Source organism: Thermosynechococcus sp. PP555 (assembly GCF_031583225.1).
Lineage (GTDB): Bacteria > Cyanobacteriota > Cyanobacteriia > Thermosynechococcales > Thermosynechococcaceae > Thermosynechococcus.
Genome location: NZ_CP134168.1, coordinates 1,721,378 through 1,735,360 on the forward strand (window position 1 = coordinate 1,721,378; position 13,983 = coordinate 1,735,360).

Genomic DNA, 13,983 nt, shown 5'->3' on the forward strand with positions numbered 1-13,983 from the left:
CAGCTTGCGGCACAATATCGGCAAAATGGTAGAGTAGGGTCAGCAACAGCACACTTTGCCAATGACGGTTGAACTTATTGCCAAACTCAGCGATCCCATTGTCAGTGCCGGACAGGGGGCACAGCGCCAACTGGAACTAACGTTAGCGGCACAGCGACAACAACAGCAGCGCGCTCCTCTCAATCTCTGCCTGATTTTGGATCACAGTGGCTCAATGGCATGGCAACCTTTGGCAATGGTCAAGCGAGCCGCGCAGTCCTTGGTGGATCGGTTACTGCCGACGGATCGCCTGAGTATCGTGGCCTTTGATCACAAAGCTCAGGTGTTAGTGCCCAATCAATTTGTGCAGGATAAAGCCGCAATCAAGGAGCAAATTGCAACCCTTGAGCCAAGTGGTGGCACTGCCATTGATCTGGGGATGAAACTGGCTCTGACAGAGTTGGCCAAAGCCAAACAGGGAACCATCTCCCAAGCCTTTTTGCTCACCGATGGCGAAAATGAGCACGGCGATAACCAACGCTGCCTTGAACTGGCCAAGCTGGCAGCAGAGTACAACATTACGTTTAATACCTTGGGGTTCGGCGTTCACTGGAATCAGGATGTCCTTGAGCAGATTGCTGATGCGGCAGCAGGGCGTTTAGTCTTTATTGAATATGCGGAGCAGGCGATCGCCTGTTTTCAAGCGCTCTTTAGCCACATTAGCAGCGTGGACTACACCAATGCCCATGTCCTATTGACCCTGAGCGAGGCGGCACAACTAGGGAACTTCAAACCAGTCAACCAAGTGGCTCCCGATACGATTGAACTCACCTACGACAGCCCCACCCCCCACGAGTATGTGATTCGGGTTGGCGATGTTTCCGCTACCGTCAAACGCACACTCCTGATCACCCTGAGTACCCAACCCTTGCCCCCAGGCTCTCACCTCATTGGTTTTGTCCAAGTCCGCTACGATGACCCCGTGCAGCAAGCCACGGGCCTTTTCTCCGAGAGGATTCCCCTGACGCTCACGGCAGAACCCGATCACATCGCCCAAGTGGATCCAGAAGTACAGCAGAGTATACTCACCCTCGAAAAATACCGCAAAACCCAGTTGGCAGAAACAAAGCTGCAAGCGGGAGATACCGCGGGCGCTGCCACCTTTTTGCAAAGTGCTGCCAAAACGGCTCTGCAAATGGGAGATACGGAAGCAGCAAAAGTCCTTGAAGCCTCGGCTCAAGAGCTACAGCAACAATCTACCCTCAGTGAAGCCGCCCTCAAGCGCACCCGCATTGCTTCAAAAACCGTCCTGAGCAATCCCCCCTCAAACTAGCCACAGGGCATCGCCATTCTGGCAGCCTAAGAGCGACTGGGCATTGCCCCTATTAACGGCTAGCTCAATAAACCCATGACTGCCTACTAATGCCATCAGATGTTGAGGTGGAACATCACCATAGGTGTGGACGAGGGGAATCTGCTGCCCCTGAATCTGAATGTGGTGGTAGCCCTTGGCTAAAAGCGCCGCAGGGAGTGTGGTGATCACATTCCCAAAGTGATCAATGGCTTGAATCCAACCTTGGATGCCTTGGGGGGTGATCTCATAGGTGAGATGGGGCAAGCGCACCAAACTGTCTGGCTCAATGGCAGAGCCAAGGCGCGCCAAATCGGTTCCTGCAGCTAAATGGGCGGCTACGGGGGCAAAAATATCCCGCCCATGGAAGGTAGCACTGGGGTTGGGGGTGCGCCAAAATTGCGGCTGGGTGAGTTCAACTACTCGCCGCGGGGGATAGCGATCGCACACTTGACTAAAGACACCATTATCGGGTCCCACACAATACCCGATCCCCAGATCAAGGGCGATCGCCCGCCGACGGGTTCCCACTCCCGGATCCACCACCACGACATGCACCGTTTGCGGGGGAAAATAGGGTACCGCTTGCAGCAGTTGAAAACTGGCCGTGCGACAATCCTGCGGCGGAATTTCATGGCACAGGTCAATCACTTGGGCTTGGGGATAAAGACTTAAAATCACCCCCTTCATCACACCGACATAAACATCCTGATGGCCAAAGTCCGTCAGCAGGGTAATGCAGCAAGCCATGGGCGGTTTACAGAGACAGTCGCTTAAACAAGGGTTCAGGAACCCAACGAATGATCACCATGATCCAGCGCCAAATGGGTCGCACATAGATCACATCTTTCTTTTTTTCTATGGCTGTGTAGATAGCAGTGGCCACTTCCTGCGGCTGAGCAGTGAGTAGGGGGGGCAACTTCATGCCCTCGGTCATCCGTGTCCTCACATAGCCCGGCAAAACCGTTAAGACTCGAACTCCCGATTTGGCAAGGCGATGCCGCAACCCCGACAAAAAGGCTGTAAACCCCGCCTTGGCAGAGCCATAGCAGTAATTCTTTGCCCGCCCCCGTTCCCCCGCCACCGAGGAAATCCCCACTAACGTCCCAAACCCCCGCTGCTCAAACACATTAGCAAAGAGACTCAAAATAACGGCTGGCCCCTCATAATTGGTGCGCATCACTTCAAGGGTAAGGGATAAATCTTGCTCACATACCTTTTGGTCTGGCATGAAGCCAACAACGCAGATCACGATCGCTGGTTGCTCCGGGAGTTGCTGGATAAAACTTGCATGGGTCTCCACCGCTAAAACATCAAATTCATGGACACTGACGGGCACGCCGTAGCGTATTTCCAGATCTGCTTTATCTGGCTCTAGGCGACTCACCTGCCGTGCCGCCAATTGAATCGGATAGCCTTTAGCCGCAAAGCGGTGGGCGATCGCCCGCCCCATATCGGAAGTTGCCCCCAAAATCAGCACAGGCGCCCTCATAGATGTAACCTCTTCGACTGTTCCGACGCAAAGTTGACCTGCCACTGATGGGCATTCCTAACTTGAACAAACCTCTCTACCCGAGCATCGGACTGGCGCAAGCGCATCGGCGTTAAATGGCTATCCTTGGCAAGGTAAAAGCGACCCCCATAGTGTAGGGTGATCTCCTCCAGTTGATCCAAAACCTTGAGGGTGCGTTGCGACATCGGAAAGTCCAAGGCCAAGGTATAACCCGCCATGGGAAATGAAAAATAACCCTGTTGATCCCCCAACTTCTTCAAGACCGCCAGAAAGGATCCCGCTCCTGCAGCTGACGTGCAATGCAGTAAGGCCGATAAACCTTCACGGGCAGTGCTCAGGGGCAAGACACATTGGAACTGGACAAAACCACGCCGCCCATAGATGCGATTCCATCCCAATAAGCTATCAAGGGGATAGAAGAAGCAATCCCAATCCACAAAGGACTGACCCGCCTTGCGTTGACTGTTGAGGAAATACAGTTGATTAAAGGCACGCACGGTCAATGAATTCAAGGCACCATTGGGAAAATCCACGGGAATCGAGAGTTTGCGTCGTTGCGGAGTCCGCAGTGGCCTTTGGCGATATTTGGCTGGCAACTCCTCCCGTGTGGCGTGTTCGCCCAGCAGGAGCACAGACCGTCCTAACTGCGAACCAGTCGCCAGACAATCAATCCAAGCCACGGAGTAGGTCACGTCCTGAGCCGCCTCAAAGAGATCAATGACCTCGTCTAAATGCTTGGCGATGCGGGTGGTTTGGCGAATCCAAGCGGTTTCAATGGGGCGCAACCGAAAGGCTGCCCTGAGGATCACCCCCGTCAAGCCCATTCCCCCCACCGTCCAGTAAAACAAATCCTGATTTTCGGAAGGGGAGCAGCGATAAATTTGCCCCTCGCTGGTGAGGAGATCCAGCCAGTCCAAACTGTGAACAAAACTGCCCTCTTTGTGGTGATTCTTGCCATGAACATCAGCCGCAATCATGCCCCCCACGGTGACAAACTTTGTACCGGGGGTAATCAAGGGAAACCAACCGCGAGGCACAAAGATCTCTAAAATCTCCGCCAGCAGCACCCCCGCCTCAGCAATCAATTGACCCGTGTGCGGATTAAACCCCAATAGGTGATTGAAGTGGCGCATTTGCAGCGTTGCTTCGCTATTGAGGGCGCTATCGCCGTAGGCGCGGCCATTACCGCGGGCAATGAGCGACAAGCCACTATTGAGCAGCTGCAGAATTTCGGATTCTGAGCGCGGACAATACACATGACAGGTCTGCACAGGATAACGTCCCCAGCCGCAGAGCGGTTGTAGATAGCTCCTAGGGGTGATGGGAAAAGACATATCGTTTATCTAAGTGATACTTGACCACGTAGCCAATGGCTAGACCAATAATGGCGCCAATTTCGCGCATGAAATGGCTTTGCCAAATCAACCAAAAGACAGTTTCAAATCCCCAAAAGATGGCCGTTGTGAAAATCCCCATCGAAGCATACAGACTAAATTGACGGCTATAGTGATGCACACCCTTTTTATGATCAAAAAAAATCCAGCGCTTATCCAGATAGTATTTCACTACCAAACCCACGAGGGTACCCACCGCCACTGCGGTTATAAAATAAGGGAAACTATTATCAATGAGTAATATCACCCTTTGAAAAAATAAATTCATAAAGGTGGCAATAACCGCAAAAACTGTATAGCGAATAATCAGAGTTTGCAAACTCATAGAATCCCACCAAGAATAAAGAGAACTAGGCAGATCAAGAAACAAGTTTGACTTTGGCGATCTTTAATTGCATAAACAATTGGATCATCGTGCATCAAACCCCGATGGGTAATCATAATGGTTCTTGTAATCCAGTATAGAAGCACACAGCAAATGCCCCAGAGCACCTGTGGTCTTGTGTAAAGAAGCTGCACTTGGGGAGAGTTGATATAGAGCGCCAGCACCAAAATTGAGACATAACCCGCCCCAATGGCCATCATGCTAATAATCGGCAAATCGTCAATGTGGTAGCCCCGACCACTGGCCTTGAGTTGTTTGCGGTGACGATGATCCACCAGTTCTGCTTGCCGCTTGACTGTTGCTAGGCAAAAGAAGAAAAAGATGGAGAAGGCCAAAAGCCAGACACTGAGGGAAATTCCTGTGGCAACCGCACCCGCAAAGATGCGAATGGTGTAAAGACCAGCCAGCGTGCAAATGTCAATAATAATCCGTCGCTTTAGGTAAAAGGAGTAGGCAGTTGTGAGACCATAATAGGCCAGCAGAATGCCCAGAAATGGCCAACTAATGGTGGTGGCGATCGCCATTCCCAGTCCTAAAAGCACCAAAATCATCCAGATGCCATGACAGAGGGGAAGATCTCCAGCAGCAAAGGGACGATGACGCTTGCGGGGATGGGCGCGATCGACCTGCAAATCCAAAAGATCATTTAAGACATAGACACTGGACGCCGTCAGACTAAAAGCAGCCACTGCCACCAGCGAAATCCAAAAGGTTGGTAAATCAAATTGATGTGCCGCGAGCATTGGCACAAAGACCAAACTATTTTTCACCCATTGATGGGGGCGGATTTCTTTCAGGTAGGGTTGAATGCTTCGTTTTGCAGTACCTAGATGTTCAACATTAGAATTAACTTGCTCTACTTTCTTGCGCAGCCGAGGTGAGGCATTGACGGTAATTGCTTTGGCCGCAACTGCCCAAACGGGCAAATCAGCCTCAGAATCCCCCATATAGATAAAATTTTTCTCACCAAAACGCTCTACGATAAACCTTGCTTTATGCTCTCCCTTCAAATTAAGCTGGCCATCAGACCCATAAACCTCATCAAAAAGCCCTAAATAGGCAGCAATCTTATCAGCAATGAGTTGATCAGTGGCAGTGACGAGAGCAACCTTACCCCCCTTTGCTTTCCAAGCTTGGATATACTGAATAACCTCCGAGTTATAGGGCAGTGCTGTAACATCTATTTCAGAGAGTTTAGCTAATTTTCTTTTGATTTGGGCGCGATGAAAGCTTCTTATTTGAAAGAATATAACTAGAGACTGAGCCAAAGAAGAACAGATTAATTCCAGCAAAATATCCGTCCTCAGCAGTGTATTGTCTAGATCGATAAGAAGATAAACCATCTTTTACCGTTTAAGACTTGCGCTATGTTCTTGGTCAGCTTAAAGTAAGCTACCGCTTAACCCATTTTTTTCCATGAGCTGCATGATGGTATTAACCGAAATCCTTGCTCCATGGTGCCAGAATCAGCACTCCTAGGTCAGCTAAAGGCGAGTAACAGATTATGAATTAGTCGCTGCTGTAGCCCAACCTAGGCCGCCAGCTACTAGAGTAGTAGTGAACTGATTCGGGAACGGAAACTATGGGTGAACTCTTTGGCCTGCTGTTTCTACTGGGGTTTGGAGGCTGGGGTATCGCTAACTCTGTGCGCATTGTCAATCAGGGCAATATGGCCTTGGTGGAGCGGTTAGGCAGCTATAGCCGTCGCTTGGAACCGGGGCTAAATTTTACAGTGCCGTTCCTTGATCGCGTGGTCTTTGAGCAAACGATTCGGGAAAAGGTCTTAGATATTCCGCCGCAGCAGTGTATCACCCGTGACAATGTGACGATTACCGTGGATGCCGTTGTCTATTGGCGGATTATTGATATGGAGCGCGCCTACTACAAGGTGGAAAACCTGACGATGGCAATGGTGAATCTGGTGCAAACGCAGATTCGAGCAGAAATGGGGAAGCTAGAGCTGGATGAAACCTTTACCGCCCGCACTCAGGTGAACGAGAATCTCCTGCGGGATCTGGATATTGCTACCGATCCTTGGGGGGTGAAGGTGACCCGTGTGGAGCTGCGGGATATTGCCCCCTCGAAGGCGGTTCAAGAGTCGATGGAACTGCAAATGTCCGCTGAGCGCAAAAAACGCGCTGCGATTCTCACCTCTGAAGGGGAACGGGAAGCAGCGATCAACTCGGCTCGAGGTAAAGCGGAAGCTCAAGTGTTAGCCGCCGAGGCCGAACAAAAAGCCGCTATTCTGGCAGCGGAAGCAGAACAAAAAGTGGTGGTGTTGCGTGCCCAAGCGGAGCGCCAAGATCAGATTTTGCGTGCCCAAGGAACTGCAGAAGCAATGAAGATTATTGCCGCAGCACTGCGTGAAGATCCGAAGGCGAAGGAAGCGCTCCAGTTTCTCCTTGCTCAGGGCTATTTAGATATGGGACGCACCATTGGCCATAGTAATAGCAGTAAAGTACTATTTATGGATCCCAGCAATATCCCGGCCACAATTGAGGGTGTAAAATCCCTCATTGAACAGCCCTCCCGTGAGGTATAACCCATGACACAATTTCAGGCACAGGTTTTTGTGACCCTGCGACCATCGGTGTTAGATCCGGCAGGAGTGGCAGTACAGGCGGGAATTCATCATCTCGGCTATACAAATGTGCAATCGGTGCGCATTGGCAAACTGGTGGAACTCACCCTAGAGGCCAGCGATCGCGCCACTGCCGAGGCACAACTCACCCACATTGCCGATCAACTGTTGGCCAACCCCGTGATTGAAACCTTTCGCATTGAATTGCAGGAGCTGGCAACTGCCGCAGGATAGGCACGATGTTCAACTGGTGGGATGATCTATTAGCCAGTATCGAGGCGGGCATCAAGGCCGGGATTGAATCGGGATTACAGTCCTTGGCGGAGACCCTTGCCCCCTTGCTTCAGGTACCGGAACCTGCAGCCCCGTTCCAACGCATTGCCCTTTTTCGGGCGGGTGTCGATCAACCCATTGCTGGCTCTGGTCTCAGGGTTGAAGGCGCCGCTTGGTATCTGGAGTCCCACTGGCCGCAAACAATTCCCCTCTTTGAACTGCCGGAAGCCCACCTGTGGTTGGAAGTGCCTTCTGCCCAAGGGGGAGATCAGTTGCTCCTGTGTCGCGCCCTAGTGAAAACCGGGATGCTGCCTGAGGGAGGGCAACTGGTTCTCAGCCGCAGTCAACCCTTTGGTTGGACATTTTCGCGCACGGTTTCCCTCGTGGGCGATCGCGATTGGCATCTGTGTGAAGTGCCTTTTCACCTGAAACCAGAACCCCAGACCCCCGGCTTGATTAAAATTGGGGTGGAATTCATGGGACGCGGTGTGGTCTGGCTACGGGATATTGAGCTACTCCATGCCCCTGCCAAGTTAAAGCCGATTACTGACGTGATGGATGGATTGCTGTGAGTCATGCCCTAAACGTGGGGATTGTGGTTTTTCCCGGATCCAATTGCGATCGCGATGTGGCCTACGTCACGAGTGAGATTCTCGGCTGGCCCACTCAACTGCTGTGGCACGAAGAGACCCATCTGAGTGACTATGATTTGATTGTGCTACCGGGGGGCTTCAGTTTTGGTGATTATTTGCGCTGTGGGGCGATCGCCCACTTCTCACCAATTATGTCCGCCGTCAAAGACCATGCCGCCGCTGGCAAATGGGTGCTGGGCATTTGTAATGGGTTTCAAATCCTGACTGAGGCCAAACTGCTCCCCGGTGCTCTAGTGCGCAATCGGGACTTGCATTTTATTTGCGATCGCGTGTATTTGCGCTTAGAAGCCAAGGAACGCCCGTGGCTACAGGCCTATGGCGATAAAACGGTGATTCGCTTGCCCATTGCCCACGGTGAGGGCTGCTACTACGCCGATGCCGCCACCCTCGCTGAACTGGAAGCCAACCGCCAAGTCCTCTTTCGCTATGCCGATGCCCAAGGGAACGTCACCCCCGAAAGTAATCCCAATGGTTCGCTCAACAATATCGCGGGTATTTGCAATGCTGCTGGCAATGTGTTAGGAATGATGCCCCACCCTGAGCGCGCCGCTGACCCCGCCTTGAGCCACTCCCCCAGTGATCACACGTTGGATGGCCTGCAATTGTTCAAATCGCTTTTGATGGCTGCGGCTGAGGTTTAGAGGTGTTTTCGTCTTTGGAGGCGATGCAACTTCATCAACTGACGGCAACCGTCAACCTCTATGATGCCCCCACGGGCGATCGCTTGGCGACCCAAGGGGCAGCAGGACGCTTGCTCTGGGCACCTGCTTTGGGGGCTGAACGTACCTACGTGCAACTTGCTGAGGATGAATACTGGGGCTGGCTGGATCCACAGGATTACCGCCATCTCACACCCGCCACTCAGTCCTATCAACCCATTGCCCGCGATCGCGCCTACATCGAGGCTGTCCTTGAAGAGGTGATTGCCTTTTGCTGCGCGGCACAGCAGGTTCCCCATGAATATCTCTGGGGCGGAACCGTTGCCCCCAACTACGACTGTTCTGGCTTGATACAGGCCAGTTTTGCCAGTCAAGGCATTTGGCTGCCCCGTGATGCCTATCAGCAGGAGGCCTTTGCCACGCCCCTAGGGAGCAACTCCATTGAGGAAACCTTACCCCAGCTTCAGCGGGGTGATCTGGTGTTTTTCGGTACGCGTGAAAAGGCGACCCATGTGGGTCTCTATCTGGGGCAGGGACAGTATATCCATAGCTCTGGCAAAGAATATGGCCGCAATGGCATTGGCATTGATACCCTCTACCCCAGTGAAGATCCCGTCAGCATCGCCTATCAGCAGCAGTTTCGCGGCGGTGGCCGCATTGACTATAGCTATCTGCCCCTAGGCTAGCGCCCCATCCCCAGTTTTTGCGCTTTTTGATAGACCTTGCCTTCCGTGAGCAGGGAAGGAGCAATGACAATCTCCACCTGCTGCATTTCCCGCAGATCCTTGGCGCCAAGGGTGCCCATACTGGTTTGCAATGCCCCAAGAAAGTTGTGGGTACCATCATCCAACTGAGCCGGTCCCCGCAGAATCTGCTCAAGGGTGCCAGTGGTGCCGACATGAATGCGCGTCCCCCGAGGCAGCACCGGACTAGGCGTGGCCATCCCCCAGTGATAACCGCGACCGGGGGCTTCTTTGGCACGGGCAAAGGGGGATCCCATCATCACCGCATCTGCGCCGCAGGCAATACACTTGCAGACATCGCCACCCGTGACAAGGCCCCCATCGGCAATCACAGGCACATAGCGTTGCGTCTCTTCAAAATAGGCATCCCGTGCCGCTGCACAGTCAGCGATCGCCGTGACCTGAGGCACCCCCACCCCAAGCACGCCCCGGGAAGTACAGGCTGCCCCCGGCCCAATCCCCACCAGAATCGCTGCTGCACCACAGTGCATGAGACTGAGGGCCACCTCATAGGTGACGCAATTCCCCAAAATGACGGGCATTGGCATCCGTTCACAAAAAGCAGCAAGATCGAGTGGTTCTGTCCCCTCAGGGGCAAGGTGAGCCGGTGAGACGACCGTGGCTTGGACAAAGAGCAAATCGGCCCCCGCCGCTGCCACAACATCGCCAAAACGACTAGCCCCCGCTGGGGTTAAACTGACGGCAGCAATCCCCCCTTGGGATTTGATTTCTTGAATGCGTTTTTCAATGAGGTGGGGCTGAATCGGCTGGGCATACAACTGCTGCATCAGGGGCACAAATTCATCAACACTGACGCTGGCAATGCGTTCGAGAATCGGTGCTGGATCTTCGTAGCGGGTTTGAATCCCCTCAAGGTTGAGGACGCCCAGTGCCCCCATTTGGCTGAGTTTGACGGCCATCGTAACATCCACGACCCCATCCATGGCACTGGCAATAATCGGAATTTCCCGTTCAATGGAACCAATGCGCCAGCGGGTATCGGCCAGTTGGGGATCAAGAGTGCGGTTGCCGGGGACAAGGGCAATTTCATCAATACCGTAGGCGCGACGGGCGGTGCGATGTCCCCCTAGTTGAATCGTCATGGTGTTCCTCGCAGTAGGTGGGCTAAAGGATCAAGTACGGTGTCTAAGTTGTTGTTGACAGTGCAACAAATTTACAAAAATTTACAACACTTCGACAAGCCATGCCTTGGCGCTAGTTCAATGGGGGATTGGGCGATCGCCGAACCGGGCGAAAGGAGGTCGGACGCGGCGATGTGGGCGATGAACCGGGACGCTGAGGGCGCTGGGGACGGGCTGGCCGTGCCTTGGCTTTCTTGGGCTTCTTGATTTTGCGGGGGGGCAAAATACCCACCGTGGCTGCCTCCTGAACCACTAGACTTGTGCCCTGTCGCTGTACCTGAAAGTCCCAAAAGTATCCGGGTGACTTCATAGGCACGGTTCCTGTTAGTTTCAGTTTGAAAGCTTTGGGTTTCTCGCCCCGCCGACGCGGCAACTGTTGAATTTTAACGACGACAAAGTTCTTTTCTTGGGAGTTGAAGATCACTTCTCCGCGTACAGAAAAGTAGCCGTCATTAACGCCGGGATCCGCTGCTGCGGCATTGGCCTGTTGCAGGCGTTCCGGTTCCCATACACCCACAATTTGCAGGTGCAGCTTCACCGCTTCTTTGTCAACGTCGCGGGTGCGGGGATAGACCACCCAGAGGTGGGGTTCATTCAGGTCGAGATATTTTTTAATCAGGTTCATCACCTGCCCCAAGAGGACGGTTTCAATTTCCACGCCATCCTCGGTCATCATCACCCCGCGGTTGAACTCCTCCTCCGAAGCGGGTACATAGCGACCGCGTACAACCCCGATCGCCCGATATTGCATCCGTTCACTGGGGGGCGGGATCGGCTGGGGACGGGAAGGAAGATCTTCTTGCTCAGAAATCGCTTCTTCAGGAGCAGTATTGACCTTGGGCGGTGAGCTACCCGCTACCGCAACACCGAGAATTTCTGGGCGAGATTTGGTTTCTAACTCAGGGGAAGGCGTTGGCGGAGTCGCTGGGGTCTTCTTGGCGCGGGGGCGCTTGGCCGGGGGTTCAGCAGTCATGGCAATTCTCGCAAACAGTCTAAACACCAACTGAGCACCTGTTCAGATGAACAGGCCACGGCAATTCTCAATTGGGGTACTCTCAATTATGCGTTGCCGCTGTGAGCTAAGCAACACTTTTGTTCCTGCCAAAAGTTGTGAGAACTATGAGCTGGATGCAACGCTCTCGATTTGGACGATCGCCCCAAAATCGCCAATAATTGCCGCACAATTGCGCAATAGACCAAGGAGCGCTAAGCGATTGGCACGTACCGTTGCATCCTCTGCCATCACCAGTACACTTTCCTCGCCATCGAAGAAGCGACTGACAATCGGAGCCAAGGAGGCTAGGGCACGAACAATCTCGCCATAGGCGCGCTGCACTTGAGCTTGCTGGACGGTGGGCAAGATGTCCTTGAGGGCGGCATAGAATTCCTTTTCAATGGGGGCTGCGAGGTGCTTGGCCTTGACGGCACGGATATTCAGGCAGTCTGTCCCTAGGGTGCCTTGGCGTGCCAAGCGAGCAGCGCGGTTTACCGTGGGGTAAATCGTCATCAGTTCACCGGATTGGCGCAGTTTTTGGAGAAATTGGGCGCGATCGCGGGCATCCACCACATCCCTGAGGGCACGCGTCTGCAACTCCGGCTGATCCTCTGGAATGACGGCATTCACCAAGTCATACTCAATGCCGAGTTCTTCTTGCAGTAGGGTTCGCAGCCGTTGGCTAAAAAACTGCCGCAGTTGCTGCTCTAAGTCAGCGGCACTGAGCTTGGCGGCAAATTGGCGACAAAAGGCTTGGGCAGACTCCTGTAGCAGAGCGAGGAAATCCAAGTGATGTTCCCCCTGCCAGAGAATGGTGATCACGGCATTGGCAGCCCGCCGTAGGGCAAAGGGATCTGATGACCCCGTGGGACACAGGCCGATACCAAAAAGGCAGACAAGAGTATCCAAGCGATCGGCGAGTCCCACCACCTGACCCGTGAGACTTTGGGGCGGGCGATCGCCAGCAAAACGCGGCAGATAATGCTCAAAAATCCCCGTGGCCACCGCTGGCGCTTCCCCGGAGACCGTGGCATACACTTGCCCCATGTAGCCCTGGAGTTCCGGAAATTCCCCTACCATCTGCGTCACTAGATCCGCTTTGCACAGGCAGGCCGTGCGTTCAATGGCAGCAACGTCCGCAGCCGCACAATTTAAGGCGGTGGCAATTTGACGAGCCAGTGTGGTTAGCCGCTCCACTTTGTCGGCCATGGATCCCAATTCATCTTGGAAGGTAACCGTGGCTAGTTTGTCACGATAGTGCTCTAGGGGCTGTGCCGTATCCGCCTTGTAGAAGAACTCGGCATCCGCTAGGCGAGCACGAATCACCCGCTCATTCCCAGCACGAATCAAGGGGGTGGCCGCCGGGTCGCCATTGCTAATCGTGATGAATACAGGGAGCAGCGCTTGGCGAGTGGCATCGGTGTACACGGGAAAATACCGCTGATGGGACACCAATACGGTGGTAATCACCTCAAGGGGCAGGGCAAGAAACCGCGCTTCAAAACTTCCCAAAACCGCCGTTGGCCATTCCACGAGGTGGGTGGCTTCCTCCAAAAGGGGCACCTCTAAATCCACCCATCCCCCCGCTTCCGCAGCAAGGGCAGCAATTTGCTCGCGAATCCGTTGCTGGCGAACCTCTGGATCCACCAAGACTCCCGCCGTTTCAAGGGCAGCTTCATAGTCTTGGGCATGCTTGAGGACAATAGCCCCTTGAGAAAGGACGCGATGGCCATAGGTGGTGCGATCGCTGGCAATGCGCACGGAATGGCTCTCCAAGACCAAGGGCAGCACCTGATCCTCCCACAGCAGCACTAGCCACCGAATGGGACGCGAAAACCGCAAATCCCCATCCCCCCAGCGCATGAAGCGGGCACCCTCAAGGGCGGCAATCCACTGTGGTGCCAACTCGGTCAATCGTTGGGGCGTCGGTTGGCCGGGGCGAACTTGCTTGAGATAGACCACCTCCCCTTTTTCCGTGGGACGGATTTCAATTTCCTCAAGACGACCTTGGCGCGATCGCAAGAACCCCAATAGGGCAGGGGTAGGTTCCCCCTCGCGAAAGGCCACGCTGGCCGCTGGCCCTTTGATTTCAATTGCTTGATCGGGTTGCTGGGGCGGCAACCCCTCAATCAGTACCGCTAAGCGGCGCGGGGTTGCCCAGACTTTGACTTCCCCCTCCAGTCCCTGTTCCTTGAGGGTTTGGGGAATCAGGGTGTGCCACTGGCGCAGGGCACTACTGACAAAGCGGGCGGGGAGATCCTCGGTTCCCACCTCTAGGAGGAACGTATGCGGTGATGACTTGGGCATGGTGACCAT

At 53.9% G+C, this 13,983-nt stretch carries 14 protein-coding genes; 6 read left to right on the forward strand and 8 right to left on the reverse strand.

What is annotated here, in order from left to right:
- The first annotated feature begins 61 nt into the window (after window positions 1-61).
- Window positions 62-1,312 carry a VWA domain-containing protein gene (locus RHH27_RS08455; RefSeq protein WP_302678039.1) on the forward strand — a complete coding sequence of 417 codons (1,251 nt, stop codon included), beginning with the start codon at window positions 62-64 and terminating at the stop codon, window positions 1,310-1,312.
- Here RHH27_RS08455 and RHH27_RS08460 read toward each other — a convergent pair.
- From RHH27_RS08460 to RHH27_RS08480, 5 genes are read right to left on the reverse strand one after another with little or no spacing between them, the layout of a single operon-like run.
- Window positions 1,304-2,080 carry an S-adenosyl-l-methionine hydroxide adenosyltransferase family protein gene (locus RHH27_RS08460; protein WP_302678040.1) on the reverse strand — a complete coding sequence of 259 codons (777 nt, stop codon included), beginning with the start codon at window positions 2,078-2,080 and terminating at the stop codon, window positions 1,304-1,306. The two genes, RHH27_RS08455 and RHH27_RS08460, sit on opposite strands and share 9 nt — an antisense overlap.
- A 7-nt stretch (window positions 2,081-2,087) precedes the next feature.
- The gene (locus tag RHH27_RS08465) at window positions 2,088-2,822 is read right to left on the reverse strand and encodes an SDR family oxidoreductase (RefSeq protein ID WP_302678041.1); all 735 of its coding nucleotides are present in this window, start codon (window positions 2,820-2,822) and stop codon (window positions 2,088-2,090) included.
- A complete protein-coding gene (locus tag RHH27_RS08470; protein ID WP_302678042.1) occupies window positions 2,819-4,177 on the reverse strand; it encodes an FAD-binding oxidoreductase in 1,359 nt (452 codons plus the stop codon). The genes RHH27_RS08465 and RHH27_RS08470 overlap by 4 nt, the downstream gene beginning before the upstream one ends.
- Window positions 4,155-4,562 carry a GtrA family protein gene (locus tag RHH27_RS08475; RefSeq protein ID WP_206199777.1) on the reverse strand — a complete coding sequence of 136 codons (408 nt, stop codon included), beginning with the start codon at window positions 4,560-4,562 and terminating at the stop codon, window positions 4,155-4,157. The genes RHH27_RS08470 and RHH27_RS08475 overlap by 23 nt, the downstream gene beginning before the upstream one ends.
- Window positions 4,559-5,965: a UbiA family prenyltransferase gene (locus tag RHH27_RS08480; RefSeq protein ID WP_302678043.1), complete on the reverse strand. Its 1,407-nt coding sequence runs from the start codon at window positions 5,963-5,965 to the stop codon at window positions 4,559-4,561. The genes RHH27_RS08475 and RHH27_RS08480 overlap by 4 nt, the downstream gene beginning before the upstream one ends.
- Before the next feature lie 239 nt (window positions 5,966-6,204).
- Here RHH27_RS08480 and RHH27_RS08485 point away from each other — a divergent pair, with 239 nt between their 5' ends.
- The 5 genes from RHH27_RS08485 to RHH27_RS08505 are packed head-to-tail and all read left to right on the forward strand — an operon-like array spanning window position 6,205 to window position 9,474.
- Window positions 6,205-7,164 (forward strand): SPFH domain-containing protein, encoded by a 960-nt coding sequence (locus RHH27_RS08485; protein WP_302678044.1) that lies wholly within the window; start codon window positions 6,205-6,207, stop codon window positions 7,162-7,164.
- A 3-nt stretch (window positions 7,165-7,167) separates the two neighbouring features.
- Window positions 7,168-7,437 carry a phosphoribosylformylglycinamidine synthase subunit PurS gene (gene purS / locus RHH27_RS08490; RefSeq protein ID WP_297047835.1) on the forward strand — a complete coding sequence of 90 codons (270 nt, stop codon included), beginning with the start codon at window positions 7,168-7,170 and terminating at the stop codon, window positions 7,435-7,437.
- A gap of 5 nt (window positions 7,438-7,442) precedes the next feature.
- Complete coding sequence (locus RHH27_RS08495) at window positions 7,443-8,048, forward strand: hypothetical protein (protein ID WP_302676104.1); 606 nt, start codon at window positions 7,443-7,445, stop codon at window positions 8,046-8,048.
- Entirely contained in the window at window positions 8,045-8,770 is a 726-nt protein-coding gene (purQ, locus tag RHH27_RS08500; RefSeq protein WP_302678045.1) for a phosphoribosylformylglycinamidine synthase subunit PurQ, read from the forward strand. The genes RHH27_RS08495 and purQ overlap by 4 nt, the downstream gene beginning before the upstream one ends.
- Window positions 8,771-8,793: 23 nt before the next feature.
- Window positions 8,794-9,474, forward strand: coding sequence for a C40 family peptidase (locus RHH27_RS08505; RefSeq protein WP_315862929.1), 681 nt, complete (start codon window positions 8,794-8,796; stop codon window positions 9,472-9,474).
- Here RHH27_RS08505 and RHH27_RS08510 read toward each other — a convergent pair.
- The 3 genes from RHH27_RS08510 to glyS all read right to left on the reverse strand — a co-directional run bounded on the left by RHH27_RS08510 (window position 9,471) and on the right by glyS (window position 13,974).
- Window positions 9,471-10,634, reverse strand: a complete 1,164-nt coding sequence (locus RHH27_RS08510; RefSeq protein WP_302678047.1) for a GuaB3 family IMP dehydrogenase-related protein — start codon at window positions 10,632-10,634, stop codon at window positions 9,471-9,473. The two genes, RHH27_RS08505 and RHH27_RS08510, sit on opposite strands and share 4 nt — an antisense overlap.
- 112 nt (window positions 10,635-10,746) lie before the next feature.
- Window positions 10,747-11,646, reverse strand: a complete 900-nt coding sequence (locus RHH27_RS08515) for a hypothetical protein (RefSeq protein WP_302676106.1) — start codon at window positions 11,644-11,646, stop codon at window positions 10,747-10,749.
- A 144-nt stretch (window positions 11,647-11,790) separates the two neighbouring features.
- Complete coding sequence (glyS, locus tag RHH27_RS08520) at window positions 11,791-13,974, reverse strand: glycine--tRNA ligase subunit beta (protein WP_302678048.1); 2,184 nt, start codon at window positions 13,972-13,974, stop codon at window positions 11,791-11,793.
- Window positions 13,975-13,983: the final 9 nt, after the last annotated feature.